This is a genomic window from Streptomyces liangshanensis (assembly GCF_011694815.1).
In the GTDB taxonomy this organism is placed as follows: Bacteria; Actinomycetota; Actinomycetes; order Streptomycetales; family Streptomycetaceae; genus Streptomyces; species Streptomyces liangshanensis.
Map to the genome: position 1 here is coordinate 5,851,884 of NZ_CP050177.1, position 25,627 is coordinate 5,877,510.

The window sequence follows — 25,627 nt, forward strand, 5'->3', positions numbered from 1 at the left end:
GACAGGCCCGGCGCCCCGGCCCCCGTACCGGCGGGCCTCGCAGACCCCGCAGACCCCGCACCCCAGGAGGCGGCCCTACGCGTCGAGCCCGATCGCGAAGGCCGCCTCCAGGTCGTGCTGGGAGTACGTACGGAACGCGACGTGCGTGTCCGTCGCCTCGACGCCCTCGATCTTGCTGATCGAGCCGGGGATGACGTCCGCCAGGTCGTCGTGCCTGGCGACCCGCACCATGGCGATCAGGTCGTAGGTGCCGGTGACCGAGAAGACCTCGCTGACGCTGTCCAGCGCGGCGATCGACTCGGCGATCTCGGGGATCCGGTCGACGCTGGTCTTGATGAGCACGATCGCGGTGATCACGGTTGACGCTCTCCCTCGGTGGCCACGGCTTTGACCTCCACCCTATCGCTCCGCCGGTAACGGCCCCAGGCGTAGCAGAAGCCCACCGCGAAGCCCACCAGGTGGGCGAGATACGCCACCCCGGGCCCAGATCCGGCGTGCCGCGCGGCCACCCACTGGAGGACGAACCAGAAGACCAGCACGATCCAGGCGGGGAAGCGCAGCGGCAGGAAGAGGAGGAACGGGAAGAGGCTGGTGACCCGGGCCCGGGGGAACAGCCGGAGGAACGCGCCGAGCACCGCCGAGATCGCGCCCGACGCCCCCACCAGGGTCTGCTCCGAGCCCGCGTTGGCGATCGCGTACCCGAACAGCGCGACGTACCCGGCGGCGAGGTAGAACAGCGCGAAGTGCACTCGCCCCATCCGCTCCTCCGTCATCGCCCCGAAGACGTAGAGGAAGAGCATGTTCCCCAGCAGGTGCAGCCAGCTGCCGTGGACGAAGAGCGCGGTCAGCGGGGTCAGCAGGGACCAGAGGGTCGGGTGGTGCGTCAGCTGGGCGGGGATGACACCCCAGCGTTCGAAGTACGCGCTCTGCGCCCCGAGGAGCGCCTCGCCCCGGCCGTACGCCATGGTGAAGCCCGACAGGGGGCTCACCAGGAACGTCAGCACGCAGAGCGCGATCAGTCCGTACGTCACCACGGGGCCGTCGTTCGCCGTACGCCGATTGATCACGGACAGAGCATGGCGTACCGGGAGTCATCGGGCGGGAATGCCTCGCCGGACCATGGGGTACCCGGGAGGCCGTAGGGTTACGGGCGGACATCCACGGTTCGACGGCGCACCGACTGCCCCACCCCGACATACAAGGACGGCACGATGACGACGGTTCCCCGGCCGACGGCCGCCACCCGGTGGCGCTGCACGCTGTGCGGCAATCTCACGCGTTTCGACGTGACCCGGTCGTCGAGGGTCGTGGAGTACGTCCATCTGGACCTGGCGGGCGAGCCGACGGTGGAGGAGCGTGAGGTGGTCAGTGAGACCATCGAGTCCGTGCGCTGCCGTTGGTGCAACGCGGTGGACCAGATCGAACTGGTCGACAGGCCGGGCGCCGGTTCCTGAGGGAACCGCCCGAGGGTAGTGGGGTGACGGATCGTGGAGCAGCCGGACAGCGGTGCCGCGGCCGGCGGTGACGCCGCCGAGGCGCTCGACCGTCCGCTCCCTGACGGGGTGAGACGCCGTGTCGTCGCGCTGGTCTCGGACGCCTTCGGCGGGCTGACCGTCACCGAACTCCCGCCGCAGCTGCGCCAGTACGCCCGCTTCACCCCGAACAGGCGTGCCAAGTTCGCGGGCAACGCGATGGCAGCGGCGCTGGAGAGCGACCCCCTCTTCCGGCAGCGGATCGGGGAGCGGATCACCCAGTCGCAGCCCGAGCTGTCCTCCGCGCTGGAGTCCGGCTCGCCCCCCGCCGCCGCCGATCCCGTCGACGTGGCCGCCGCCGCGTACGTGCTGCGGCCCCCCGGATGGGTGAAGTTGGTGGCGGCCGCCGGCGAGGAGGCCCAGCGGGCCGACGCCGAGCGCGCGGGCGAGGAGGCCAGGCGCGAGCTGGAGCGGCTGCGCGAGGAGCTGGCCGTCGCCAGGGCGCTGACGAAGAGCGAGAACGAACGGCTGCGTACGGAGCTGGAGGCGGCCCGCAAGGAGACCGAGTCCCTCCACCGCAAGCTGCGCAGCGCCCAGAGCGACGTCAAGCGGGGCGAGGCCGCCCTGCGCCGTACGACCGCCGAGTCCGAGGCGCTCAAGGCGGAGGCCGCCGCGCAGGTGTCGGCCGCCGAGAGCGAGACCCGGCGGATCAGGGCGCGGCTGGCCGAGGCCGAGTCCACGGTCGAGTCGAGCCGCAGGGCCGCGCGCGAGGGCCGGTCGATAGAGGACATGCGGCTGCGGCTGCTGCTGGACACGGTCCTGGAGTCGGCGCAGGGGCTGCGCCGCGAGCTGGCGCTGCCGCCCGCCACCACCCGGCCGGCGGACTCGGTCGACGCCGTGGAGCCGGGCCGGATGTCCCCCAAGGACGTGGCGGCGCGGGCGTTGTCCGACATGGACCCGGCGCTGCTCGACCAGTTGCTGGCGCTGCCGCAGGCGCACCTGATCGTGGACGGGTACAACGTCACGAAGACCGGCTATCCGACGATGCCGCTGGAGAAGCAGCGGCTGCGGCTGCTGGGCGGGCTCGCCATGCTGGCGGCGCAGTCGGGCGCCGAGATGACGTGTGTCTTCGACGGGGCGGAGCTGGCGGCGCCGGTGCTGCTCGCGCCGCCGCGCGGGGTACGGGTGCTGTTCTCCAAGCCCGGGATCACGGCGGACGAGCTGATCCGCCAGCTCGTGCGCGCGGAGCCGCCGGGGCGGCCCGTCGTGGTGGTCTCCACCGACCGTGAGGTCGCGGACGGGGTGGCGAAGGCGGGAGCCCGGCCGGTCGCGTCCGCCTTGTTGCTGAAGCGGCTTTCGCGCAGCTAGTCAACTCGTGCGACCAATGACCGAATTGGCATCTCTTGTGGCCACCGCAGCGTCAAATGTCCATTACTGCCTGTGTGGTGTCGGTAAATTATGCCCCTCGTGGCCGAGATTTTTCCCGTGAGGATTTGAACTGATCACGGGAAGGTCACTAGGGTCAGGCCTCGAACCTTCGCGCGGTCGATCACCCATTCGGGGTGGCAGCGAAGGAACCGCCGAGTCCACGCCGTTCAGCCAGGTTCCGGGGGAGCTGAACGCGCGGAGCCGGGACATCCGTCCCCTTCCCGGTAGGCGGCTGAGGAAGAAGGAGCTCGCCTTCGTGGCGTCCCACCGTCGTCCCAAGCAGCCCAACCGCGCCCGGGTGACCGTTCTCACCGTGACCGCCGCAGCCGCTGTCGCACTGACCTCCCAGGCCGCCAACGCGGCCCCCAAGCCGTCCAAGGCCGAGGTCAAGGAGCAGGTCGACAAGCTCTACCACGAGGCGGAGGTGGCGAACGAGAAGCTGCACGCCGCCGAGGACGCGCAGGACAACCTGGAGAAGCAGGTCAGCGCCCTCCAGGACAAGGTCGCCGACGGGCAGGACGACCTGAACGAGCTCCGGGACGAACTCGGTTCGATCGCCAGCGCCCAGTACCGCACCGGCGGCATCGACCCCTCCATCCAGCTCTTCCTCTCCTCGGACCCCGACACCTACCTGGAGAAGGCCTCCACGCTGGACCAGGTGAGCGCCAAGCAGGCCGAGATGCTCCAGCAGATCCAGGCGAAGCAGCGGTCCCTCGCCCAGCAGCGCACCGAGGCGCAGGACAAGGTCAAGGACCTGTCCGACGCCCGCAAGCAGCTCGCGGACAACAAGAAGCAGGTCCAGAGCAAGCTCGCGGCCGCACAGCAGAAGCTCAACACCCTGACCGCGAAGGAGCGCGCCGACCTCGCGGCCGCCGACGCGGAGCGCGCCAGCCGCGGCAACGACCGCGTGGAGCTCGGCGACACCCCGCCGCCCGCCTCGGGCCGCGCCTCCGCCGCCCTGGCCGCCGCCAAGACCCAGCTCGGCAAGCCCTACATATCCGGCGCCGAGGGCCCCAACGCCTACGACTGCTCGGGACTCGTCCAGTGGTCGTACGCCCAGGCCGGCGTCCAGCTCACCCGTACCACCTACACCCAGGCCAACGAGGGAACGCGCATCGCGCGCAGCGAACTGCGCCCCGGCGACCTGGTGTTCTTCAGCAACCTGAGCCACGTGGCCCTGTACGTCGGCAACGGCCAGGTCATCCACGCCCCCAAGCCCGGTGCCGTGGTGCGGTACGAGGCCATGGAGTGGGCCGGCAGCTACATGTTCGGCGTCCGTATCTGAGACACCGTCCGCGAGAGAACCCTTCTCGACACGCGCGCGGCGGACACCGCCCATTCGGGCGAATTCCCCGCCGCCGTGTCGGCACCACGCCCCGCCGGTGACCTGTGGTCCACGGTGGGGCGTCACTGTGTGTGCGCGAGCCGGTCGTTGGTCGCTCCGTGTCCGCACGGCTACTGTCTGCTCCGCGCAACCCCGGCCATCGGTCCGCCCGTCGGGCGGCAGGGGGTGCGCTGTGCGTACAGCGGAAGGGAGCGCGGCTCTGTGGTGTCCCATCGTCGCCCCTCACAGCCCGGTCAGGGATTCGGTGTCCGCGGGGGCGCCGTCACGGCCGTGTCCGTCGCGGCCGCCACCGCCGCGGCCGCCCTCGGCGCCGCCCCGGCGAGCGCCGACCCCCACCTGACACCGGACGCGACCCGGGCCCGGGTCGACCGGCTGTTCGAGCAGGCCGAGAAGGCCACCGAGCTGTACAACAAGGCCGACGAGCGCGCCGACGCACTGCGCGCCCTGGTGGACCAGGCGCAGGACCGGGCCGCGCGCGGCCAGGAACGCATCAACCACATGCGCGGCGCGCTCGGTTCGCTCGCCGGCGCCCAGTACCGCGCGGGCGGCATCGACCCCGGGCTCGCGCTGCTTCTCTCCTCGCACCCGGACGACTACCTGGAGAAGGCGTCCGTCCTGGACCGGGTCGCCGAGCACCAGTCCGGCACCCTGACGGAACTCCGCCAGGCCCAGCGGGCGCTGGCCCAGGAACGCCTGGAGTCCACCCGCGACCTGGCCGAGCTGGAACGCAGCCGGGCGGCCGTCGCCCGCCACAAGCGGACCGTCGAGCGCAAACTCGCCGAGGCGCGGCGGCTGGTGAACGCCCTCCCGGACGCCGACCGTGTGTCGTTCGACCGCGCGTCGCGCTCCTCCGACCGCGACGGGCTGTTCGGCCCCTCCGGCGCCGTACCCGCCTCGGGCCGCGCGGCGGCGGCGGTGCAGGCCGCGGAGGGCGCGGTGGGCCGCCCGTACGTGTGGGGCGCCAACGGCCCCACCGGCTTCGACTGTTCGGGCCTCACCCAGTGGTCGTACGCCCAGGCCGGGGTGGGCCTGCCCCGCACCTCGCAGGCCCAGCGGTACGCCGGCCGCCAGGTCTCGCTGAGCGAGGCGCGCCCCGGCGACCTGGTCGCGTACCGCGACGACGCGAGCCACATCGGCATGTACGTCGGCAACGGCCAGGTGATCCACGCCCCGTACCCGGGCGCGGCGGTGAGGTACGACCCGGTGGGGATGATGCCGGTCTCCTCGGTGACCCGCGTCTGAAGCGGTACGCGGGCGTGGCACACCCGTGCCGCGGGCGCACCCGTACGATCGTGACGTGGCAGGTCAGCGGCGTATCGCCGGGGAACGGCAGAGCGGGCACCCGACCCGGCGGGGTGTCCTCGGGACGGTCCTCGGGATCTCCGGGGTGCTGCTCGTGCCCGGGTGCTCGGGGGCGCCGCCCGCGCCCGACGCCGCCACCCCCGCGATCCAGCGCGCGCTGGACGGCCGGGCCGCCGGGATCCTCGGCCGGGACGAGGACGCCTACCTCGCCGCACTCGACCCCGCCGCGACACGTCTGCGCGCCGACGCCCGCGCGGAGTTCGCCCACCTCGCCGGCGTACCGCTCAGCTCCTGGGCGTACCGGGTCACCGGCGTGGAACGCTCCGGCGCCCGCGCCACCGCCCAGGTAGAACTGCGCTACCGCCTCGCCGGGTACGACGACGCGCCCGTGTCGACCCCCCGGGAGGTGAGCCTCACCGAGCACACCGGCCGCTGGTACGTGACCGGCGACCGGCCCGCCCCGGACGGCGGCGCCCAGCAGCTCTGGCAGCAGGGGCCGGTACGGGTGGTACGCGGCGCGCACTGCCTCGTCCTCGGGGTCGGGCAGACCACCACCCGGCTGCGCGCGATCGCGGCCACCGCCGACCTCGCCGTGCCCGCCGTGGACGACGCCTGGACGGGCGCCTGGGCCCACCGCGTCGTCCTGCTGGTCCCGCGCTCCCTCACCGCCATGGCGGCCCTCCTGGGGGCACCGGAGGACGGTTACCGGGGCATCGCGGCCGTCACCACGGGGGAGACCGGCGCCTCCGGCGCCTCGCCCGCCGACCGGGTCACCGTCAACCCCGCCGCGTACGGCGCCCTCGGCGACTTCGGACAGCGTGTCGTCCTCACCCACGAGACCACCCACGTCGCCACCCGCACGGCCACCTCCTCCGCCACCCCCACCTGGCTCTCCGAGGGCTTCGCCGACTGGGTCGCGTACCGCGCCACCGGCCGTACCGCCGCCGAGATCGCCCCCGAACTCCAGCGGGCCGTCCGGCGGGGCGACCTGCCCGCCGCGCTCCCCGGCAACGACGCCTTCTCTTTCAGCGGCGACGCCGACACCCTCGCCCGGGCGTACGAGAGCGGCTGGCTCGCCTGCGAACTGATCGCCCACCACTGGGGCGAGAAGCGGCTGACCGCCTTCTACCGCGCCGTCGGCGCCGGCCGGCAGCCCGACGGGGCCGTCGAGAAGGCCATGAACGACGTCCTGTCGACCACCCCGGACGACTTCACCGCACGGTGGCGCGCGTACGTACGGGAACGCCTGGGCTGACCTCCCGCGCCCGCGCCGCCCGCCGCCGCGGCGCCGCCACCGTCCGTACCCACAGCCGCCGGCAGGCGATCAGGGCCGCCGCGACGAGCAGACCGTTCCGTACGGCCAGCAGCAGCACCCCCAGCGGGTCGCTCGCGACGACGTGCGAGAACAGCAGCGGGAATTCGAGCAGCGTCACCCCCGTGGCCACCAGCACCAGGCGCGCCGGCAGCACCATCCCGCTCGTCCGCACCACCAGGCACGCGGCGGCCAGGCCCACCAGCCACAGCAGGTACTGCGGGCTGATCACCCGGCTCGTCGTGGTGAACAGCAGCACCGCCACGAAAGCCGCGTCGCCCGGCGTGCTCGCGGGGAACTCCCGCGCCCGCAGCCGCCACACCACCAGCCACCCCAGCGCCACCCCGCTCAGCGCCAGCGCGGCCGCGCTCACCAGCCTCACGTACGGGCCGAGGAACTCCACCGAGCCGTAGTTCAGCAGCACCTCCCCCTCCCAGCCGACGTGCCGCGCCCCGTGGAACACGAGCGCCCCCAGCGACTCGACCTCCGTCCCCCGGTCCCGCTGGAACGTCAGGAACGCCAGCGCACCCGGCATCGCCGCGACACACCCCGCCGTCACCACCAGCGCCGTCCCGCCCGCCACCGCCCACGCCCGGCGCGTCGGCATCCCGCGCGGCGTGCCCACCAGCAGCAGCGCCGGCCACACCTTCAGCAGCGCGCCGAACCCGGCGAGCGCCCCCTTCACGGCCGGCCGGCGCGCCCCGGCCACCAGCGCCGCCACCGCGACGGCCGTCACCATCACGTCGTACCGCGCGTACGCCGTCGGCCCCAGCAGCGGCACCCCCGCCACCCACACCCACACCCCGCGCGCCGACCCGCCCGGGCGCCGGCCCGCCCGAACCAGCAGGCCGAGGACCACCGCGTCGCACGCGCACGCCAGGACGAAGAACGCGGCGGCGTAGCCCAGGAACGGCAGCGCCGCCGGCGAGAGGATCGCGAGCGCGGCGGCGGGCGGGTACTGCCACGTCACGTCGTCCAGCGGGTACGTGCCGGTCCTGAGCACCTCGGACCAGCCCTGGTAGATGACCGTGACGTCGCCGGTGACGTCGGGGCCGGGCAGGGTGACGACCTTGAACACGCAGAGCAGCAGCGCCGCCCTGGTGACGGCCCACACCGCGACGGCCGCCCGTCCTCCGGATCCCGCCCGGCCCACCCACCTGGTCATGGTTGTCATGATGCCGGGCAGGTGAGGGTGCGGGCGGGGAGGCAGGGCCGTCGGGCACCGACCGCGGCGATACTGTTCGGGGCGATGGACAAGACCCTGATCGTGACCAATGACTTCCCGCCCAGGCCCGGCGGGATCCAGGCGTTCCTGCACAACATCGCGCTGCGGCTGGACCCCGAGAAGGTCGTCGTCTACGCCTCCTCGTGGAAGCGCGGCCGTGAGGGCGCGGAGGCGACCGCCGCGTTCGACGCGGAACAGCCCTTCACCGTCGTACGCGACCCCACGACGATGCTGCTGCCGACGCCCCGCGTCACCCGGCGGGCGGCGGAACTGCTGCGCGCGCACGGCTGCGCGTCCGTGTGGTTCGGCGCGGCGGCGCCGCTCGGGCTGATGGGGCCCGCGCTGCGCCGGGCGGGCGCGCGGCGCCTGGTCGCGACGACCCACGGGCACGAGGCGGGCTGGGCCCAGTTGCCGGCGTCGCGGCAGCTGCTGCGGCGGATCGGGGAGGGTACGGACACGATCACGTACCTGGGCGACTACACGCGCTCGCGGATCGCCCCCGCGCTGTCGCCCGCGGCGGCCGCGCGGATGGTGCAACTGCCGCCGGGGGTCGACGAGAAGACGTTCCACCCCGGCTCGGGGGGCGCGGAGGTCCGCGCCCGGCTGGGCCTGACGGACCGGCCGGTCGTGGTCTGCGTCTCGCGCCTGGTGCCGCGCAAGGGGCAGGACACGCTGATCCGGGCGATGCCCGAGATCCTCTCGGCGGTGCCGGACGCGGTGCTGCTGATCGTCGGGGGCGGCCCCTACGAGACCGCGCTGCGGCGGCTGGCGCAGGCGGCGGGGGTGGCGGAGTCCGTGCGCTTCACCGGCGCGGTGCCGTGGGCGGAGCTGCCGGCCCACTTCGGCGCGGGCGACGTCTTCGCGATGCCGTGCCGCACGCGGCGGGGCGGGCTGGACGTGGAGGGCCTGGGCATCGTCTACCTGGAGGCGTCGGCGACGGGGTTGCCGGTGATCGCCGGGGATTCGGGCGGGGCGCCGGACGCGGTGGTGGAGGGCGAGACGGGGTGGGTGGTGCCGGGGGCCCCGGCACCCCTGGCCGCCTCGGCGACGGCGGACCGCGTGGTGACGCTGCTCCTGGACCCGGAGCTGCGTCGCGCTCTGGGGGAGCGGGGGAGGGCGTGGGTGGAGGAGCGCTGGCGCTGGGACACCTTGGCGACCCGCCTGGAATCCCTGCTGTAGCCACCGCTGCGACTCACCGATCGTCCTCAATCGCCGGACGGGCTTGATTTTGCCCGCTGCGGGCACCGATCTTGAGCCCGTCCGGCGATTGAGGACAATCGGTGCAGGGCTACGCGGAGTAGATCGCTTCGATCTCGGAGGCGAACTCCGCCACCACCACGTTCCGCTTCAGCTTCATCGACGGCGTCACATGCCCCCCGGCCTCCGTGAACTGCGAAGCCAGAATCCGGAACTTCCGCACCGACTCCGCCTTCGACACCGCCGCGTTCCCCTCGTCCACCGCCCGCTGGATCTCCGCCAGCAGGTCCGCGTCGAGGCGCAGCGTCGCCGCCGTGGACCCCGCGGGCTTGCCGTGGTCCGCCGCCCAGCGCGTCAGGAACTCCTCGTCCAGCGTGATCAGCGCCCCCACGAAGGGCCGCCCGTCGCCCACGACCATGCACTCCGCGACCAGCGCGTGCGCGCGGATGCGGTCCTCGATGACCGCGGGGGCGACGTTCTTGCCGCCCGCCGTCACCAGGATCTCCTTCTTGCGGCCGGTGATCGCGAGATACCCGTCCTCGTCCAGCGTGCCGATGTCACCCGTGTGGAACCACCCGTCGGCCAGCGCCTCCGCCGTCGCGGCCTTGTTGTTCCAGTACTCCGTGAACAGGTGCTCGCCGTGCAGCAGCACCTCCCCGTCGTCCGCGATCCGTACGACCGACCCCGGCAGCGGCTGCCCGACCGTGCCGATCTTCTGCCGGTCCCACGGGTTGAACGACGTCGCCGCGCAGGACTCCGTCAGGCCGTACCCCTCCAGGACGGTGAACCCGACCCCCCGGAAGAAGTGCCCGAGCCGCTCGCCCAGCGGCGCGCCGCCGGAGATCGCGTACTCCCCGGCCCCGCCCAGCACCGCGCGGAGCTTGCGGTAGACGAGCCTGTCGAAGATCGTGTGCTTGATCCGCAGGCCCAGCGAGGGACCCCGGGGTGTGGACAGCGCGCGGCTGTACGCGATCGCCGTCCCCGCGGCCCGGTCGAAGATCTTGCCCTTGCCGTCGGCCCGGGCCTTCGCCCGCGCCCCGTTGTAGACCTTCTCGAACACGCGCGGCACCCCGAGGATCAGCGTCGGCCGGAACGCCGCCAGCTCCTCGGTGAGGTTCTTGATGTCGGGGACGCAGCCCAGCTTGATCGGCGCCATCACGGCCGCCACCTCGACCAGCCGCCCGAAGACGTGCGCGGCGGGCAGGAAGAGCAGGATCGAGCATTCACCCGTACGGAACAGCGGCTTGAGCCGCTCCACCGCGTTCCCGCACTCGGCGAAGAACGCGCGGTGGGTGAGGACACAGCCCTTGGGGCGGCCGGTGGTGCCCGAGGTGTAGACGATCGTCGCCGGGTCGTCGGCCTTCGCGGACGACGCGCGCGCGTCGACGGTCGCGTCGTCGATCCCCGCCCCGCTCGCGACCAGCGCCTCCACGCCGCCCTTGTCGATCTGCCACACGTCCCGCAGCTCCGGCAGCGCGTCCCGGACCGAGGCCACCGTCTCCGCGTGCCCGTCGCTCTCCAGGATCACCGCGACCGACCCGGAGTCGCCGAGGACCCACCGCACCTGCTCGGCCGAGCTGGTCTCGTACACCGGGACGGTCACCGCGCCGGCGGTCCAGATCGCGAAGTCCAGCAGCACCCACTCGTAGCGCGTACGGGACATCAGCGCGACCCGGTCGCCCGGCCGCACGCCGGCCGCGATCAGGCCCTTCGCCGTGGCTCTGATCTCGGCCAGGAACTGGACCGCGGTCACGTCCGTCCAGACGCCGTCCACCTTGCGGCCGAGGACGGCCACGTCGGGATGCTGGACGGCGTTGCGGCGGACGAGGTCCGTCAGATTGCCGTCCGCGGGGACCTCGTACAGGGCCGGAAGGCTGAACTCGCGCAAGACTGCTGCTCCTCATCGGGCGCCGGCGCCACGTCGGTGTGGTGCGCCGGCCGCGGTCCAAGATCGGGCAGGTGCTCGGTGGCTGCGAGCACGACCGGACTGCCCGGACGTTACCCACCGGTACGGACATCCGGATAGGGGGCCCCGGCGAGATGTTCCTCGCGTCACACGTTTTTGACGGTACCTCGCGCACAGTAGTCCACGCCTCCGACACCATGGAGGTAACCGCAGGTCCGGCCCCCTCTGCCGGGTGGGACGCCGCAGCCCCTAGGGTGATCGTCATGCGAGGTGCGCGAATGGGTACACGAGTCCACGTGGTCAGCGACGTGCACGGGAACACCCGGGCCCTCGCCACCGCCGGCGAGGGCGCCGACGCCCTGGTCTGTCTCGGTGACCTCGTGCTCTTCCTCGACTACGCCGACCACTCGCGCGGGATCTTCCCCGACCTGTTCGGCGTCGGGAACGCCGACCGGATCGTCGAACTGCGCACCGCCCGCCGCTTCGACGAGGCCAGGGACTTCGGCCGGGAGCTGTGGGCGACGCTGGACGTCGAACCCTCCGCCGCCATCGAGGGGGCCGTACGCCGCCAGTACGCGGAGATGTTCGCGGTCCTCCCCACTCCTACGTACGCCACCTACGGCAACGTCGACATCCCCACGCTCTGGCCCGAGTACGCCGGACCGGGCACGACCGTCCTCGACGGCGAGCGCGCCGAGATCGGCGGCCGCGTCTTCGGCTTCGTCGGCGGCGGCCTCCGGACCCCCATGCGCACCCCGTACGAGATCTCCGACGAGGAGTACGCCGCCAAGGTCGAGGCCCTCGGCGACGTCGACGTCCTGTGCTCCCACATCCCGCCGGACGTGCCCGAGTTGACGTACGACACCGTCGCCCGCCGCTTCGAACGCGGCAGCCGGGCACTCCTGGCCGCCATCCACCGTACGAAGCCCCGCTACGCCCTGTTCGGCCACGTGCACCAGCCTCTGGCACACCGGATGCGGGTCGGTGCCACGGAGTGCGTGAACGTCGGCCACTTCGCCGCCACCGGGCGCCCGTGGGCACTGGAATGGTGACCGGCGCGGTCGCGATAGCCTGCACACCGCGTACCCAGCACTGAGGAGCACGGCGATGGCGGAACACACCAGTTCGAGCATCACGATCGAGGCGGCACCGGCCGACGTCATGGGCGTGATCGCCGACTTCGCCCGCTATCCCGAGTGGACCGGCGAGGTGAAGGAGGCCGAGGTGCTCCAGCGCGACGCCCAGGGCCGCGCCGAGCAGGTCAGACTCGTCCTGGACGCCGGCGCGATCAAGGACGACCACACCCTCGCGTACACCTGGACGGGCGACGACGAGGTCAGCTGGACGCTCGTGAAGTCCCAGATGCTGCGCTCGCTCGACGGCTCGTACCTCCTCGCGCCCGTCGGCGCCGGCGACCGCACGGAGGTCACCTACCGGCTGACCGTCGACGTCAAGATCCCGATGCTCGGCATGATCAAGCGCAAGGCCGAGAAGGTCATCATCGACCGCGCGCTCGCCGGGCTGAAGAAGCGCGTCGAGTCCGTCCCCGGAGCCTGACCCGTATGCGTACGGTCCTCGTCACCGGTCCCGGCGGTGCGGGCCGTACGACGGTCGCCGCGGCCACCGCCCTCGCCACCGCCCGGAGCGGCGGCCGCACGCTGCTGCTGTCCGCCGACCCCCTCGACACCCTCCTCGGCACGCCCCCGGGCCCCGGTCCCGCCGACCCCGCGTGGATCAGGGACGGCCTGTGGGCCGCGCGCGTCGACTCCGGTGACCACTTCCGTACGGAACTGCTCGCCCTCCAGGAACGGGTCACCCCCGCCCTCGACCTGCTCGGCGCCCGCCCGCTGCGCGAGGAGGAGCTCACCGAACTCCCCGGCAGCGGCCAGTTCGCCCTGCTGCACGCCCTGCGCCGGGCCGCGGAAGGCGACTGGGACGTCCTCGTCGTCGACCTGCCCCCGCCGCGCGAGGCCCTCGCCACCCTCGCCCTGCCCGAACAGCTGCGCCGCTACCTGCGCCGGCTGCTGCCCCGGGAACGGCAGGCCGCGCGCGCCCTGCGCCCGATGATGGCCCAGCTGGCCGGCGTCCCCATGCCCGCCCAGTGGCTGTACGACATGGCCGCCCACCGGGACGCCGAGCTGGCCGCCGTCCAGTCGGTGATCGAGGACCGCGGGACCACCCTGCGCCTGGTCGCCGAACCAGGACCCGCCGGGGAGGAGGCCCTGCGCCTCGCCCGCGCCGGGGCCGCCCTGTACGGCCTGGCCGTCGACCCGCTCGTACCGAACCGGCTGCTGCCGCAGGACTCCGCCGACCCCTGGCTGGCGACCCTGGCCGCCCAGCAGCGCAAGAGCCTGGACGCGTGGCGCGGCACCGGAACACACCCGGCCGATGCCCTGCGCCCCGTGACCCACCTGGGCCGCGACCCGCACGGACCCGACGACCTGGCCCTGCTGGACACGGCCGCCGGCGGACTCGCCGTGGACCCGGACGGACCGGCCGGGACGGGCCCCCGCGAGGAACCCGGGCGGGTCGAGGACCGCCTCGCCGAGGACGGCCTGCTGGTCTGGTGCCTCCCGCTGCCCGGCGTCGCCAAGAGCGAACTCACCCTCGTGCGCCGGGACGACGAACTCGTCCTCACCGTCGGCCCGTTCCGCCGGATCGTGCCGCTGCCCTCCGTGCTGCGCCGCTGCACGGTCGCCGGGGCGGCCCTCACGGACGGCCTGCTGCGCGTCAGGTTCACCCCCGACCCCGCCCTGTGGCCGCGTTCGAACTGAACGACGTACCGCCGTTCGGGTACCGTCGGAGGTACACCCTTCCGCCGTCCCTGACGCAGGAGAACCCCATGAGCGAATCCACCGAGCGCCCCGCCGCCGACTCGGACGCCTGGGCCACGGCGTGCGCCGAGGACCTGGAGGCGGAGAAGGCCCGCCGCCGGGCCGTCCACGGCCGCCCGCCCGCCTCCGCCTCCGAGGAACTGCGCAAGCTGGTCGACGCCGTCACCGACAAGGTCACCTCGCTCCAGAACCCGCTGTTCGGCATGGCCGCCCAGGGCGCCGTCCAGCAGTTCATCAACCAGGCCAGGGCCGCCGTCGAACCGGTCATCGAGCGCAACCCCGGCGTCTTCGACCACCTCGCCGCCGCGGGCAACGAGCTGCTCGCCGCCTACCGCGACGCGGTCGAGGGCCAGGAGAGCCGCTGGACCAAGGGACCGTCCGACGGACGGGACGTACCGCCCGCGGAGCGTACGGACGGCGTGAAGGGGTACGGAAACGACGAGCAGGCCTTTCCTGGCGCCCCGGGTGTCACGGACGACACGAAAAGCTCCGACGACCCCACGGACCCCAGGGACGAAGGACCAGGTCCGGGCGGCCGCATCGACCTGGACTGAACAGCCGGTCCGAAGCACCGGACCGACCGGGCGGGCGCCCGCCCTCGGGTACGGTTGGCCTTAGCGGGGCACGACCGAAAACTGAGGGACTCATGGGACTCACCATCGGCGTCGACATCGGCGGCACCAAGATCGCGGCGGGCGTGGTCGACGAAGAGGGCACCATCAGGGGAATGCACAAGGTGCCCACCCCGCAGACGGCCGAAGGCATCGTCGACGCGATCTGCGCCGCCGTCTCCGGTGCGGGCGAGGGACACCAGATCGAGGCGGTCGGCATCGGCGCCGCCGGCTACGTGGACGACAAGCGCGCCACCGTCCTGTTCGCGCCGAACATCAACTGGCGGCACGAACCGCTCAAGGACAAGGTCGAACAGCGCGTCGGGCTGCCGGTCGTCGTCGAGAACGACGCGAACGCCGCCGCCTGGGGCGAGTACAGGTTCGGGGCCGGGCAGGGCCACGACGACGTCATCTGCATCACCCTCGGCACCGGACTCGGCGGGGGCATCATCATCGGCAACAAGCTGCGCCGCGGACGCTTCGGCGTGGCGGCGGAGTTCGGCCACATCCGGGTCGTCCCCGACGGGCTGCTGTGCGGGTGCGGCAGCCAGGGCTGCTGGGAGCAGTACGCGTCCGGCCGCGCCCTGGTCCGGTACGCGCGCCAGCGCGCCAACGCCACGCCGGAGAACGCCGCGACGCTGCTCGGTCTCGGCGACGGCACCCCCGAGGGCATCGAGGGCAGGCACATCAGCGCCGCCGCCCGCGCCGGTGACCCGGTGGCCGTCGACTCCTTCCGGGAGCTGGCCCGTTGGGCGGGCGCGGGCCTGGCCGACCTGGCCTCGCTCTTCGACCCGTCCGCGTTCATCGTCGGCGGAGGCGTGTCGGACGAGGGCGAGTTGGTCCTCGACCCGATCCGCAAGTCCTTCCGCCGCTGGCTGATCGGCGGCGAGTGGCGGCCGCACGCCCAGGTGCTCGCGGCCCAACTGGGCGGCGAGGCCGGGCTGGTGGGCGCCGCGGACCTGGCCAGACAGGGCTGAGCCGTACGACTGTGCCCGTCGCACCCGCCGGACAGACCCTGGCGGGGGTGCGGCGGGCACAGCCATGTCCGGGGAGGCGCGGGGCGGGTGCCCGGCGGCCGGACGGCGTGGTGGCGGCCGGTGTCGGCGCGGAACCTCGTGTGCCCCTCACGTAATCTGGTGACCATGGAAATGCCGCCACCGCTGCCCGACTCCCGTACCGAGCCGGACGGTTCGGCCGTGATCCGGGTCCTCAGCTACAACATCCGCTCGATGCGGGACGACCGTGAGGCACTCGTCCGGGTGATCAAGGCCTGCGCGCCCGACCTGGTGCTGATCCAGGAGGCCCCGCTGTTCTTCCGCTGGCGCAAGCGCGCCGCTTGGCTCGCCTCCCGCACCGACCTCGTGGTGCTGAGCGGCGGGGGCACCGCGGCCGGCCCGCTGCTGCTCTGCTCGCTGCGCGCGACCGTGGAGCGGACCGAGGACGTCCTGCTGCCCCGTACCCCCGGTCTGCACCGGCGCGGGTTCGCGACGGCGGTCGTCCGGTTCGGGCGGGCCAGGCTCGGGGTGCTCAGCTGCCACCTGAGCCTGGACGCCACCGAACGCGAGGCGCAGGCGGGGATGCTGCTCGACCGCCTCGACGGGCTGGACGTCCCCCACGCGGTCGCGGGCGGCGACCTCAACGAGCCGCCGGACCGGGGCGCCTTCCGGCGGCTGGCGGCCAAGCTCCAGGACTGCTGGTCGGCCGCGCCGTGGGGCGGGGAGCACACCTGGGTACGGAGCGGGCCGCCCCGGCGCATCGACGCGCTCTTCGCCACGGAGGGCGTGGAGGTGCTCGGCTGCGGCGTGCCGCGCGGCCTGCCCGGCCTCACCGACCATGACCTGAGGACGGCCACGGACCACCTGCCGGTCCTGGCCGCGGTACGCGTCCCCGCGTCCTGAACGCGGGCCGGCCCGGGCGCACCGACACCGCCCGGGCCGCGAGCCCTGTGCTTCAAGCCCTGTGCTTCCTGCCGCGTGAGCGCTACACCACCGCGCCGCGGCCCGGGTCGTCGTCCTCCTCGTCGCCGTGGCTCATCCGCGCCACCAGCGTGGCGAACCCGCCCAGGAAGCCGCCCACGCAGATCGTGGTCAGCCACCACGTCATGTCCCACTGGAGCAGCACGGCGACCAGCATCAGCACGGGACCGCCCACCACCCCCAGCCAGGCGAACTTCGACGTGACGTCGGCCTCCGGCAGCGGCGGCGGCTCCGGCGGGACGAAGTGCCCCTCGTCGTCCGACTCCTCCGCCGGCGCGTAGTCACGCGGGCCCGCCACCGGGGAACCCACCCCGGGGGCGAAGATCACCGAACCCCCCAGCGGGGGCCTCACCTCGTCCGTACCGCCGTCCGCCCCGCCGTCGCGGGGCTGGTCCGCGGTCTTTTCCGCGCCGTTCTCAGGATGCTTCTCGGAACCCTTGTCCGGGGACGAGCCGTCCGGCTCCTGGCCGCCCCCGGTGCTGTTCGTCCCGCCCTCCAGCAGGGCCAGGCCGTCCACCGACTTGAACGGCTTGGCGCCCGGGGGGTCCGCGGGCTCGTCGCCGTACCCGGCCACGATCGCCGCCCAGGCGGCGTCCTCGTCGATCGGCTGCGGCTCGCGGTCCGCGTCATGTTGCTCAGCCACCGGTGGTGCTCCCCTTCTTCCCGACAGTCGGAGCGAGCCGGCCGATGAACGCGTGACTCTCCTCGAAGATCCGCTCCGCGTCATGGTCCAACGTCGCGACGTGGTAGCTCTGTTCCAGCAGGACCTCCCGGACATCCGTCGAGGAGACCCGGGACAGCACCCGGGCGGAGTCGGAGGGGGGCACCACATGGTCCCGAGGACTGCGCAACAGCAGCAGCGGCTGCGTCACCTGGGGCAGCGCCGCGTCCACCAGACGGAACAGCCTCCCCAGGGAGTAGGCGGCGTGCAGGGGCGTCCGGGTGTAGCCCAGTTCGACCTTCCCGTCCTTGGCGATGTCGTTCGCCAGCCCCCCGACCGAGGGGATCACGTGCCGCAGCACCGGCAGCGCGTACGCCGCCGCCCCGTGCATCCGCACCGCCGGGTTGACGACGACGATCCCGCTGATCGCCGCCCCGTGCTTGGCGGCCAGCCGCAGCGTCAGGGCCCCGCCCATGGAGAGCCCGGCGACGAAGACCTGCGCGCACCGCTCCCGCAGCTCGCGCAGCTCCCGGTCCACCTCCGCGTACCAGTCCTGCCACCGGGTGGACTGCATGTCCTGCCAGCGGGTGCCGTGCCCGGGCAGCAGCGGCAGCGACACCGTCAGCCCGCGCTCCGCCAGATACTCGCCCCAGGGACGCATCGACTGGGGGGAACCGGTGAAGCCGTGACAGAGGAGGACGCCGGCCTCGCCGCCCTCGTGGTGGTACGGCTCGGCTCCAGGAAGGACCGGCACCGGGGTCTCCTGTTCGTGAGGCTCGGAAGATGTACTTCACCGTACGCGACCGGACCGACACCGACCAGGTGCGTTCGGCCCCCAGGAAGGACAGCGCGGGACGCGCACGGGTTAAGGTCAGTCGGACAGCACACAGGAGGCATCCGAGTTGATCTACGGTGCAATGAAGTTCTCCGTCGGAGGGTCGCTGAAGCTCGCCTTCAGACCCTGGGTGGAGGGCATCGAGAACGTTCCCGCCGAGGGGCCGGCGATCCTCGCGAGCAACCATCTGTCCTTCTCGGACTCCTTCTTCCTCCCGGCCGTGCTCGACCGCAAGGTGACCTTCATCGCGAAGGCCGAGTACTTCACCACGCCCGGCATCAAGGGCAAGCTGACGGCCGCCTTCTTCAAGGGCGTCGGGCAGTTGCCGGTGGACCGCTCCGGGGCGCGCGGGGCGGGTGAGGCGGCGATCAAGAGCGGCGTCGACGTCCTGGCCAAGGGGGAGTTGTTCGGGATCTACCCCGAGGGCACCCGCTCGCCCGACGGCCGGCTCTACCGGGGCAAGCCCGGCGGCCTGGCCCGGGTGGCGCTCGCCAGCGGCGCCCCGGTCATCCCCGTCGCGATGATCGACACGGAGAAGATCCAGCCGCCCGGGAAGGTGGTGCCCAAGCTGATGCGCCCGGGCATCAGGATCGGCAAGCCGCTGGACTTCAGCCGGTACCAGGGCATGGAGGGTGACCGGTTCATCCTGCGCTCGGTGACCGACGAGGTCATGTACGAAATCATGAAGCTTTCCGGTCAGGAGTACGTGGACGTCTACGCGACCGCCGCGAAGCGGCAGTTGGCCGAGGCGGCGAAGGAGAAGAGCCCCACCGGCGAGTGAGGGCGGGCGGGGCACGGGCGGGACGCGGCCGGGGGGCCGCGGAGCGGAACGGGGGCGGGGTCGTGGTCAAGCGTGAGCGTGTCGTACGGATGTCGGTCGAGCAGCCGCTGTGGCGGGCGCTGACCGGCTACCGGGTGCTGACCGCCGTCTACGCGATCCTGCTGTTCGTGTTCGAGCGGGGGAAGTTCGAGCGCCCCTGGGTCGCGATCGCCTTCCTCGCGTTCCTCGCCGTCTGGACCGCCGCGACCCTGCCCCGGGTGGCGAACGCCGCGAGCTGCACGAAGCGCTTCCTGGTCGCGGACCTCACCGTCGCCGTGGTCGGCATCCTGCTCACCCCGCTCGCCGACGAGCAGGCGCAGCACGTCGACGGCCCCACCCTGCCGACGATATGGGCCGCCGGTTCCGTCCTCGCCTTCGCGATCAAGGGCGGCTGGCGGTGGGCGGCGCTCGCCTCCACCATCGTCGCCGTCGCCAATCTCGTCGAGCGGGCCCACCCCAGCAGGGACACGCTCCACAACGTGCTGCTGGTGTGGATCGCCTCGATCGCGATCGGCTACATCGTGGAGGTGGCCCGCGCCTCCGAACGCGTCCTCGCCCACGCCCTGGAGATCGAGGCCGCCACCCGCGAACGCGAGCGCCTCGCCCGCGACATCCACGACAGCGTCCTACAGGTGCTGGCGATGGTGCAGCGGCGCGGTACGGCCCTGGGCGGCGAGGCGGCCGAGCTGGGCAGGATGGCGGGGGAGCAGGAGATCGCCCTGCGGACCCTGGTCTCCAGCGGCCTCGTCCCCACCGCCCGCGCCTCCCACGACGCCCTCGCGGGGGGCGGATTCCTCCGTACGGACGACGGTCAGGACGACGGGACCGGCCACGGTCCGGGCCCCCGGCGGGACGGCGGTCCGGACCACCGGCACGACCACGGCCGGGGCGCGGGCCTCGGCAAGGGGCGGGCGGCCCCCGACGCCGGCCCGCAGGCGCCGTGCGACCTGCGCTCGCTCCTCGCCCCCTACACCGGCTCGAAGGTCACCTTCGCCGAGCCGGGCGCCCCGGTCCTGCTGGCGCCCGCCGCCGCGCGCGAGCTGGCCGCCGCAGTCGGCGCCGCCCTGGACAATGTGGGCAGGCACGCGGGTACGGACGCCCGCGCCTGGATCCTGGTCGAGGACGACCCGGACGAGGTGGTCGTGACCGTACGGGACGACGGCCCCGGCATCCCCGAGGGCCGGCTCGCGCAGGCGGAGGGCGAGGGGCGCCTCGGCGTCGCCCTGTCGATCCGTGGCAGGCTGCGGGACCTGGGCGGTACGGCCGAGCTGATCTCCGTCCCGGGCCAGGGCACGGAAGTCGAGTTGCGGGTCCCACGGGGGAAGGCGGAGCGATGAGCACGGACATGACGGGGACGACGGCGGGTCCGGTCAGGGTGATGGTCGTCGACGACCACCCGATGTGGCGCGACGCCGTCGCCCGCGACCTGGACGCGGCCGGGTTCGAGGTGATCGCCACGGCCGGGGACGGCCCGCAGGCGGTACGCCGGGCGAAGGCCACCGCCCCGCAGGTCCTCGTCCTCGACCTCAACCTCCCCGGCATGCCCGGCGTCCAGGTCTGCAAGGAACTGGTCGGCCTCCAGCCGGGCCTGCGGGTCCTGGTCCTCTCGGCCAGCGGCGAGCACGCCGACGTGCTGGAGGCGGTCAAGTCCGGCGCCACCGGCTACCTGCTCAAGTCCGCCAGTACGGAGGAGCTGGTCGACGCCGTCCGCAGGACCGCCGTCGGCGACCCGGTCTTCACCCCCGGCCTCGCCGGGCTGGTCCTCGGGGAGTACCGCAGGCTCGCCTCCGAGCCCGCCCCCGCCGCCCCGGACGAGCCGAAGGCCCCCCAGCTCACCGAGCGGGAGACCGAGGTGCTGCGCCTGGTCGCCAAGGGGCTGTCGTACAAGCAGATCGCCGAGCGGCTGGTCATCTCCCACCGGACCGTGCAGAACCACGTCCAGAACACCCTGGGCAAGCTGCAACTGCACAACCGCGTCGAGCTGGTGCGGTACGCGATCGAACGCGGCCTGGACGACGCCTGACCGGCCCGGCGCCCCCCGCGCGCCGGCGGGCCGGACGGACCGGGGCGCTCGACGCCCCCGGCCCGCCCGGCCGCCCGGCTCACACCCCCGCGCGGGCGCCGCTCATCGCCCCGGCCAGCAACTCCCGTACGATCTCCGGGCCGTTCAGGGTCAGCACCGACTCCGGGTGGAACTGCACGGAGGCGAAGCCCGGGCCGCGCAGCGCGTGCACCTCGCCGTCGTCCGTACCGCCGTCCCCGCGGCTCACCTCGATGCCGTGCGCCGCCAGCTCCACCGCCGCCGCGTCGTCGCAGGTCGCCGTGAAGCTGTTGTAGAACCCGACCGTCTCCGCCCGGCCGAACAGGTCGACGCCGGTCTGCGCGCCCTGGTGGGGGACCCGCTTGCGCACGGTCTCCAGGCCCAGTTCGACCGCGATCAGCTCATGGCCCAGGCAGATGCCGAGCAGCCCGTGCCGCCGGTCCCGCAGCAGCCCGGCGGCCAGCTCCCGCAGCAGCCCCATCTTCGGATCCGCCGGGTCCGCCGGATCGCCCGGCCCCGGCCCCAGCACCACCGGTCCCGGGTGCGCCAGCGCCGCCGGGCGCAGGCCCGGCTCGTCGAAGCGCCGCACCGTCACCTCCAGGCCGGACGAGCGCAGCAGGTGCGCGAGCATCGCGGTGAAGGTGTCCTCCCCGTCCACGACCAGCGCGTGCCCGGCCAGCGGCGCCGGCGCGGTCCGCATCCTCAGCCAGAACGGCGAGAGGTCCGCCCGCCGCGCGTCCAGCGCCGCCCGCACCCGCGGGTCGTCCGCCAGGCGCGGGGCCTCCCGCGCGGTGCGCGACGGCCCCGGCCGTACCCCCAGCGCCGCCAGCACCCCCGCCGCCTTGGCGTGGGTCTCCGCCACCTCGCCCGCCGGGTCCGAGTGCCGTACGAGCGTGGCCCCGACCGGCACCCGCAGGCCGCCCTCGCCGTCGATGTCGGCGGTACGGATCAGGATGGGCGAGTCGAGGGTCTGCGCCCCGCCCGCGTCCCGGCCGATCAGGGCCAGCGCGCCCGCGTAGTAGCCGCGCCCGCCCTCCTCGTGGCGTTCGATGACCCGGCAGGCGTTCTGCACGGGCGACCCGGTCACGGTGGCGGCGAACATCGTCTCCTTGAGCACCTCGCGCACGTCCAGCGAGGACCGGCCGCGCAACTCGTACTCGGTGTGGGCGAGATGGGCCATCTCCTTGAGCCGCGGCCCGATCACCACCCCGCCCCGGTCGCCGACGGTGCACATCATCTTCAGCTCCTCGTCGACGACCATCGACAGCTCCTCGGTCTCCTTGCGGTCGCCCAGGAAGCCGAGGAGGCCCTCCGCCGTCGGCCCGCCCGGCGGATAGCGGAACGTGCCGCTGATCGGGTTCATCACGACCGTCCCGCCGCTCATCCGCACATGCACCTCGGGGCTGGCGCCGACGAGGGTGCGCTCCCCGGCGTGCACGACGAAGGTCCAGTACGCGCCCCGCTCCCCGGCGAGCAGCCGCCGGAACAGCGCGAGGGCGTCGGCGCGCCCGAAGCCGGGGATCCGCCCCTCGAACGTCCTGCGAATGACGAAGTTCGCCCCCTCGCCGCTGCCGATCTCGTCCTCGACGACCCGCCGCACGATCCGCGCGTACCGCTCGTCGTCCACGTCGAAGGCGCCGCCCTCGACCCGTACCGCGTGCTCCGGCAGCAGGCCGAGCACCTCGTCCAGGGGCAGTTCGTACCGCTCGTCCGCGACGAGCACCGCGAGGGGCGTCCCGTCGTCCCGTACGTCGAAGCCGCGCTCCCTGATCTGCCGGAACGGCACCAGCGCGAGGGCGGTGCGCGACCCGTCCGGCAGGTCCGCGAGGCGCGCTGCCTCCTGGACCGGGCCGATCAGCAGCTCCACCACGTCGTGGTCACGGCCCGGGGTGCGGCGGCGGAGCAGGGCGAACGGCGGGGAGGCGGGGTCCAGGAGCCGGTCGAGGAGAGCGGCGGTGGAGGTCTCGGTCATGGGCGGTGTTCCTTCCGGGTGAGCTTCCGGGTGACGAGGAACGGCCCGCTTTCCGGAAGGACCCGGAAACACCGAAGGCCGCCCCTCGGGCGGCCTTCTCGATTCGTGTCGCGCGCTGAATCAGTGGGCCGCCGAGCGAGCGGTCCACCACCAGGTCTGCTGTGCGTGCGCGAACATGCACGGCACCCTAGCGCATCCGCCCCCCGCGAGGCGCGAAGCGTTCCATACTGTGAGCGTCGGCCATGGCACAGGCCGCGACCACGTAATCTGGGCGCGTGACAGTGAACGCTCAGAACCCCGCGACCCATGTGCCTACCTGGAAAGATCTTCCCGCTGCCCAGCAGCCGGAGTATCCGGACCGGGACGCCCTGCGCGGAGTGGTGGCCGAGCTGGAGTCCTACCCCCCGCTCGTCTTCGCCGGCGAGTGCGACCAGTTGCGGGCCCGGATGGCCGCCGTCGCCAAGGGCGAGGCGTTCCTGCTCCAGGGCGGCGACTGCGCCGAGGCCTTCGACGGTGTCTCCGCCGATCACATCCGCGGCAAGCTCAAGACGCTCCTCCAGATGGGCGCCATCCTCACGTACGCGGCGTCCGTGCCGGTCGTCAAGGTCGGACGCATCGCCGGGCAGTACTCGAAGCCCCGCTCCAAGGACACCGAGACCCGGGGCGGCGTGACCCTCCCCACCTACCGGGGCGACTCGGTCAACGGCTTCGCGTTCGACGAGAAGTCCCGCGTCCCGGACCCGGAGCGGCTCAAGCGGATGTACAACGCCTCCGCCGCGACGCTCAACCTGGTCCGCGCCTTCACCACCGGCGGGTACGCCGACCTGCGCCAGGTCCACGCCTGGAACCAGGACTTCGTGAAGTCCTCCCCCTCCGGCCAGCGTTACGAGCAGCTCGCCCGCGAGATCGACAACGCGCTGAACTTCATGAAGGCCGCGGGCACCGACCCGGCCGAGTTCCGCACGGTCGAGTTCTACGCGTCGCACGAGGCACTGCTGCTGGACTACGAGACGGCGCTGACCCGCGTCGACTCACGGACGGGCGAGCTGTACGACGTCTCGGGCCACATGGTCTGGATCGGTGAGCGCACCCGCCAGCTGGACGGCGCGCACATCGAGTTCGCCTCGCGGATCCGTAACCCCATCGGCGTCAAGCTGGGCCCGACGACGACGGTGGACGACGCGCTCGCGTACGTCGACCGCCTCGACCCGGACCGGGAGCCCGGCCGGCTGACCTTCATCGTCCGGATGGGCGCGGACAAGGTGCGGGACAAGCTGCCCGAGCTGGTCCAGAAGGTCACCGCCTCCGGCGCGACCGTGGCGTGGGTGACCGACCCGATGCACGGCAACACCTTCGAGGCGGCCTCCGGCCACAAGACCCGCCGCTTCGACGACGTGCTGGACGAGGTCAAGGGCTTCTTCGAGGTCCACAAGGGCCTCGGCACCCACCCGGGCGGCATCCACGTGGAGCTGACCGGCGACGACGTCACGGAATGCGTGGGCGGCGGCGACGAGATCTTCGTCGACGACCTGCACCAGCGCTACGAGACCGCGTGCGACCCGCGGCTCAACCGCAGCCAGTCGCTGGACCTCGCCTTCCTCGTCGCGGAGATGTACCGCGCGCAGTAGGCCGGCGGACAGGCGCCGAGAACGCACGACGGGGCGCGGATCGGTGTGATCCGCACCCCATCGTCCGTTCCGGGACTTTTGCGTGCGGGCCGCAATGGGTAAGGTTAGGTTTGCCTCACCGGGACGGTCGGGGCGACCGTCCGTTGCCGCTGCCCCACCGATCCCGCCGGAGGTGAACCGCGTGTACGTGTGCTCGTGCTTCGGCATCACCGAGAAGCAGGTCAGGGAACACGCGGACAGCGGCGCCTGCACCCCGCGCCAGATCGCGTCGGCCAGCAAGGCCGGCACCGACTGCGGTTCGTGCGTGCGCCGTATCCAGTCCCTCCTGGGGCGGGGAGCGGTGTGCCCCCGCCGGGAGCTGCTCGCGGAGGCCGTACCCGCCGAGTCCGCCCCGGCCGTCGTCACCCGCACGGGCCTGGGCGAGGCCGCCTGACGGTCAGCTGTCCGGCTGCTCGATCACCTGGGCGAGGTACAGCGGCTCACCGAGCTTCTCGATCAGCGCGAGCTGCGTGTCGAGGTAGTCGATGTGGTGCTCCTCGTCCGCCAGGATCGATTCGAAGATCCGCTTGGACGTGTGGTCCGACTTCTGGCGCATGACGTCGATCCCGCGCTTGAGGCGGTCGATCGCCTCCACCTCGACCTCGCGGTCCGCCTGGAACATCTCGGTGACCGTCTGCCCCACCCGGACATGGAACAGCCGCTGGTAGTTCGGCAGGCCGTCCAGGAAAAGAATCCGGTCGGTGAGCAGCTCGGCGTGCTTCATCTCGTCGAACGACTCCGCGCGCGTGTACTTCGCGAGCTTCGTCCAGCCGAAGTTCTCCTGCATCTTGGCGTGCAGAAAGTACTGATTGATCGCGGTCAGTTCCGCGGTCAGCTGCTCGTTGAGGAATTCGAGGACCTCGGGGTCGCCCTGCATCGCGGCGGCTCCTTCCAGGCGGGTGACGGGCAGGAATGCGCGAATCCTCGCACCGCCACCGGGGGGCGTCCAGTAAGTGCACGCTTACCACCAGTTGCCCGAATCCGGCGAGACCTGGTCATGACCACCCCTTCCGGTCTGTCACC

The 25,627-nt window shown here is 73.0% G+C and carries 25 protein-coding genes; 17 read left to right on the plus strand and 8 right to left on the minus strand.

From position 1 onward, the window contains the following. Positions 1 to 75: 75 nt before the first annotated feature. Positions 76 to 357, minus strand: coding sequence for an Lrp/AsnC family transcriptional regulator (locus HA039_RS25375; RefSeq protein WP_167033676.1), 282 nt, complete (start codon positions 355 to 357; stop codon positions 76 to 78). Continuing rightward, positions 354 to 1,031, minus strand: coding sequence for a rhomboid family intramembrane serine protease (locus HA039_RS25380; RefSeq protein ID WP_243870256.1), 678 nt, complete (start codon positions 1,029 to 1,031; stop codon positions 354 to 356). Before HA039_RS25380 ends, HA039_RS25375 begins: the two co-directional genes overlap by 4 nt. Positions 1,032 to 1,211: 180 nt before the next feature. Between HA039_RS25380 and HA039_RS25385 the strand changes: the two genes are divergently transcribed. The 5 genes from HA039_RS25385 (at position 1,212) to HA039_RS25405 (ending at position 6,802) form a co-directional block, all read left to right on the plus strand. Further along, positions 1,212 to 1,454, plus strand: coding sequence for a hypothetical protein (locus HA039_RS25385; protein WP_167033677.1), 243 nt, complete (start codon positions 1,212 to 1,214; stop codon positions 1,452 to 1,454). A 33-nt stretch (positions 1,455 to 1,487) separates the two neighbouring features. After that, positions 1,488 to 2,840, plus strand: a complete 1,353-nt coding sequence (locus HA039_RS25390) for an NYN domain-containing protein (RefSeq protein ID WP_167033678.1) — start codon at positions 1,488 to 1,490, stop codon at positions 2,838 to 2,840. A 316-nt stretch (positions 2,841 to 3,156) separates the two neighbouring features. Beyond that, positions 3,157 to 4,185: a C40 family peptidase gene (locus HA039_RS25395; RefSeq protein WP_167033679.1), complete on the plus strand. Its 1,029-nt coding sequence runs from the start codon at positions 3,157 to 3,159 to the stop codon at positions 4,183 to 4,185. A gap of 261 nt (positions 4,186 to 4,446) precedes the next feature. Then, complete coding sequence (locus tag HA039_RS25400; RefSeq protein WP_167033680.1) at positions 4,447 to 5,487, plus strand: C40 family peptidase; 1,041 nt, start codon at positions 4,447 to 4,449, stop codon at positions 5,485 to 5,487. Positions 5,488 to 5,542: 55 nt separating this feature from the next. Then, positions 5,543 to 6,802 (plus strand): hypothetical protein, encoded by a 1,260-nt coding sequence (locus HA039_RS25405; RefSeq protein WP_425086383.1) that lies wholly within the window; start codon positions 5,543 to 5,545, stop codon positions 6,800 to 6,802. Here the strand turns inward: HA039_RS25405 and HA039_RS25410 are convergent. Then, positions 6,759 to 8,024: a glycosyltransferase family 87 protein gene (locus HA039_RS25410; RefSeq protein ID WP_167033681.1), complete on the minus strand. Its 1,266-nt coding sequence runs from the start codon at positions 8,022 to 8,024 to the stop codon at positions 6,759 to 6,761. The genes HA039_RS25405 and HA039_RS25410 overlap by 44 nt on opposite strands. Positions 8,025 to 8,108: 84 nt before the next feature. On the opposite strand from HA039_RS25410, the gene HA039_RS25415 reads away from it, so the two are divergent. After that, positions 8,109 to 9,263: a glycosyltransferase family 4 protein gene (locus HA039_RS25415; protein ID WP_167033682.1), complete on the plus strand. Its 1,155-nt coding sequence runs from the start codon at positions 8,109 to 8,111 to the stop codon at positions 9,261 to 9,263. Positions 9,264 to 9,372: 109 nt separating this feature from the next. Here the strand turns inward: HA039_RS25415 and HA039_RS25420 are convergent, their stop codons facing one another. Further along, on the minus strand, positions 9,373 to 11,169 hold the full coding sequence (locus HA039_RS25420; protein WP_167033683.1) for an AMP-dependent synthetase/ligase: 1,797 nt from the start codon (positions 11,167 to 11,169) through the stop codon (positions 9,373 to 9,375). Between the two features lie 296 nt (positions 11,170 to 11,465). Here HA039_RS25420 and HA039_RS25425 point away from each other — a divergent pair, with 296 nt between their 5' ends. From HA039_RS25425 to HA039_RS25450, 6 genes are all read left to right on the plus strand, one after another. Further along, a complete protein-coding gene (locus HA039_RS25425) occupies positions 11,466 to 12,239 on the plus strand; it encodes a metallophosphoesterase family protein (RefSeq protein WP_243869744.1) in 774 nt (257 codons plus the stop codon). A 55-nt stretch (positions 12,240 to 12,294) separates the two neighbouring features. Further along, entirely contained in the window at positions 12,295 to 12,744 is a 450-nt protein-coding gene (locus HA039_RS25430; protein ID WP_167033685.1) for an SRPBCC family protein, read from the plus strand. A 5-nt stretch (positions 12,745 to 12,749) separates the two neighbouring features. Further along, on the plus strand, positions 12,750 to 13,961 hold the full coding sequence (locus HA039_RS25435; protein ID WP_167033686.1) for an ArsA family ATPase: 1,212 nt from the start codon (positions 12,750 to 12,752) through the stop codon (positions 13,959 to 13,961). A 68-nt stretch (positions 13,962 to 14,029) separates the two neighbouring features. Continuing rightward, positions 14,030 to 14,575: a DUF5304 domain-containing protein gene (locus tag HA039_RS25440; protein ID WP_167033687.1), complete on the plus strand. Its 546-nt coding sequence runs from the start codon at positions 14,030 to 14,032 to the stop codon at positions 14,573 to 14,575. 92 nt (positions 14,576 to 14,667) lie between these two features. After that, on the plus strand, positions 14,668 to 15,609 hold the full coding sequence (locus HA039_RS25445) for an ROK family glucokinase (protein ID WP_167033688.1): 942 nt from the start codon (positions 14,668 to 14,670) through the stop codon (positions 15,607 to 15,609). Between the two features lie 165 nt (positions 15,610 to 15,774). Then, positions 15,775 to 16,530, plus strand: coding sequence for an endonuclease/exonuclease/phosphatase family protein (locus HA039_RS25450; protein ID WP_167033689.1), 756 nt, complete (start codon positions 15,775 to 15,777; stop codon positions 16,528 to 16,530). An 82-nt stretch (positions 16,531 to 16,612) separates the two neighbouring features. Here the strand turns inward: HA039_RS25450 and HA039_RS25455 are convergent, their stop codons facing one another. Both HA039_RS25455 and HA039_RS25460 read right to left on the minus strand, forming a co-directional pair. Then, positions 16,613 to 17,251 (minus strand): hypothetical protein, encoded by a 639-nt coding sequence (locus HA039_RS25455; RefSeq protein WP_167033690.1) that lies wholly within the window; start codon positions 17,249 to 17,251, stop codon positions 16,613 to 16,615. After that, on the minus strand, positions 17,244 to 18,023 hold the full coding sequence (locus tag HA039_RS25460) for an alpha/beta hydrolase (protein ID WP_167033691.1): 780 nt from the start codon (positions 18,021 to 18,023) through the stop codon (positions 17,244 to 17,246). The genes HA039_RS25455 and HA039_RS25460 overlap by 8 nt, the downstream gene beginning before the upstream one ends. Before the next feature lie 148 nt (positions 18,024 to 18,171). Between HA039_RS25460 and HA039_RS25465 the strand changes: the two genes are divergently transcribed. From HA039_RS25465 to HA039_RS25475, 3 genes are all read left to right on the plus strand, one after another. Next, entirely contained in the window at positions 18,172 to 18,885 is a 714-nt protein-coding gene (locus HA039_RS25465; protein ID WP_167033692.1) for a lysophospholipid acyltransferase family protein, read from the plus strand. Positions 18,886 to 18,947: 62 nt separating this feature from the next. Further along, positions 18,948 to 20,261, plus strand: a complete 1,314-nt coding sequence (gene macS / locus HA039_RS25470; RefSeq protein WP_167033693.1) for a MacS family sensor histidine kinase — start codon at positions 18,948 to 18,950, stop codon at positions 20,259 to 20,261. Beyond that, positions 20,258 to 20,947, plus strand: a complete 690-nt coding sequence (locus tag HA039_RS25475) for a response regulator (RefSeq protein ID WP_208298712.1) — start codon at positions 20,258 to 20,260, stop codon at positions 20,945 to 20,947. Before macS ends, HA039_RS25475 begins: the two co-directional genes overlap by 4 nt. 79 nt (positions 20,948 to 21,026) lie before the next feature. On the opposite strand, the gene HA039_RS25480 is transcribed toward HA039_RS25475, so the two are convergent. After that, positions 21,027 to 22,937 carry an anthranilate synthase family protein gene (locus tag HA039_RS25480; protein ID WP_167033694.1) on the minus strand — a complete coding sequence of 637 codons (1,911 nt, stop codon included), beginning with the start codon at positions 22,935 to 22,937 and terminating at the stop codon, positions 21,027 to 21,029. A 275-nt stretch (positions 22,938 to 23,212) separates the two neighbouring features. Here HA039_RS25480 and HA039_RS25485 point away from each other — a divergent pair, with 275 nt between their 5' ends. Then, positions 23,213 to 24,565, plus strand: coding sequence for a class II 3-deoxy-7-phosphoheptulonate synthase (locus HA039_RS25485; RefSeq protein WP_167033695.1), 1,353 nt, complete (start codon positions 23,213 to 23,215; stop codon positions 24,563 to 24,565). Between the two features lie 172 nt (positions 24,566 to 24,737). Then, positions 24,738 to 24,998, plus strand: coding sequence for a (2Fe-2S)-binding protein (locus HA039_RS25490; RefSeq protein ID WP_167033696.1), 261 nt, complete (start codon positions 24,738 to 24,740; stop codon positions 24,996 to 24,998). Positions 24,999 to 25,001: 3 nt separating this feature from the next. On the opposite strand, the gene bfr is transcribed toward HA039_RS25490, so the two are convergent. Next, positions 25,002 to 25,481, minus strand: a complete 480-nt coding sequence (bfr, locus tag HA039_RS25495; RefSeq protein WP_167033697.1) for a bacterioferritin — start codon at positions 25,479 to 25,481, stop codon at positions 25,002 to 25,004. Positions 25,482 to 25,627: the final 146 nt, after the last annotated feature.

What these genes read in the sequence shown, in the direction of transcription:
- HA039_RS25480 (WP_167033694.1), bottom strand. Translation starts at nt 22,937, where the DNA reads ATGACCGAGACCTCCACCGCCGCTCTCCTCGACCGGCTCCTGGACCCC.
- HA039_RS25430 (WP_167033685.1), top strand. Translation starts at nt 12,295, where the DNA reads ATGGCGGAACACACCAGTTCGAGCATCACGATCGAGGCGGCACCGGCC.
- HA039_RS25435 (WP_167033686.1), top strand. Translation starts at nt 12,750, where the DNA reads ATGCGTACGGTCCTCGTCACCGGTCCCGGCGGTGCGGGCCGTACGACG.
- HA039_RS25410 (WP_167033681.1), bottom strand. Translation starts at nt 8,024, where the DNA reads ATGACCAGGTGGGTGGGCCGGGCGGGATCCGGAGGACGGGCGGCCGTC.
- HA039_RS25425 (WP_243869744.1), top strand. Translation starts at nt 11,466, where the DNA reads ATGGGTACACGAGTCCACGTGGTCAGCGACGTGCACGGGAACACCCGG.
- bfr (WP_167033697.1), bottom strand. Translation starts at nt 25,481, where the DNA reads ATGCAGGGCGACCCCGAGGTCCTCGAATTCCTCAACGAGCAGCTGACC.
- HA039_RS25440 (WP_167033687.1), top strand. Translation starts at nt 14,030, where the DNA reads ATGAGCGAATCCACCGAGCGCCCCGCCGCCGACTCGGACGCCTGGGCC.
- HA039_RS25475 (WP_208298712.1), top strand. Translation starts at nt 20,258, where the DNA reads ATGAGCACGGACATGACGGGGACGACGGCGGGTCCGGTCAGGGTGATG.
- HA039_RS25415 (WP_167033682.1), top strand. Translation starts at nt 8,109, where the DNA reads ATGGACAAGACCCTGATCGTGACCAATGACTTCCCGCCCAGGCCCGGC.
- HA039_RS25445 (WP_167033688.1), top strand. Translation starts at nt 14,668, where the DNA reads ATGGGACTCACCATCGGCGTCGACATCGGCGGCACCAAGATCGCGGCG.
- HA039_RS25385 (WP_167033677.1), top strand. Translation starts at nt 1,212, where the DNA reads ATGACGACGGTTCCCCGGCCGACGGCCGCCACCCGGTGGCGCTGCACG.
- HA039_RS25450 (WP_167033689.1), top strand. Translation starts at nt 15,775, where the DNA reads ATGGAAATGCCGCCACCGCTGCCCGACTCCCGTACCGAGCCGGACGGT.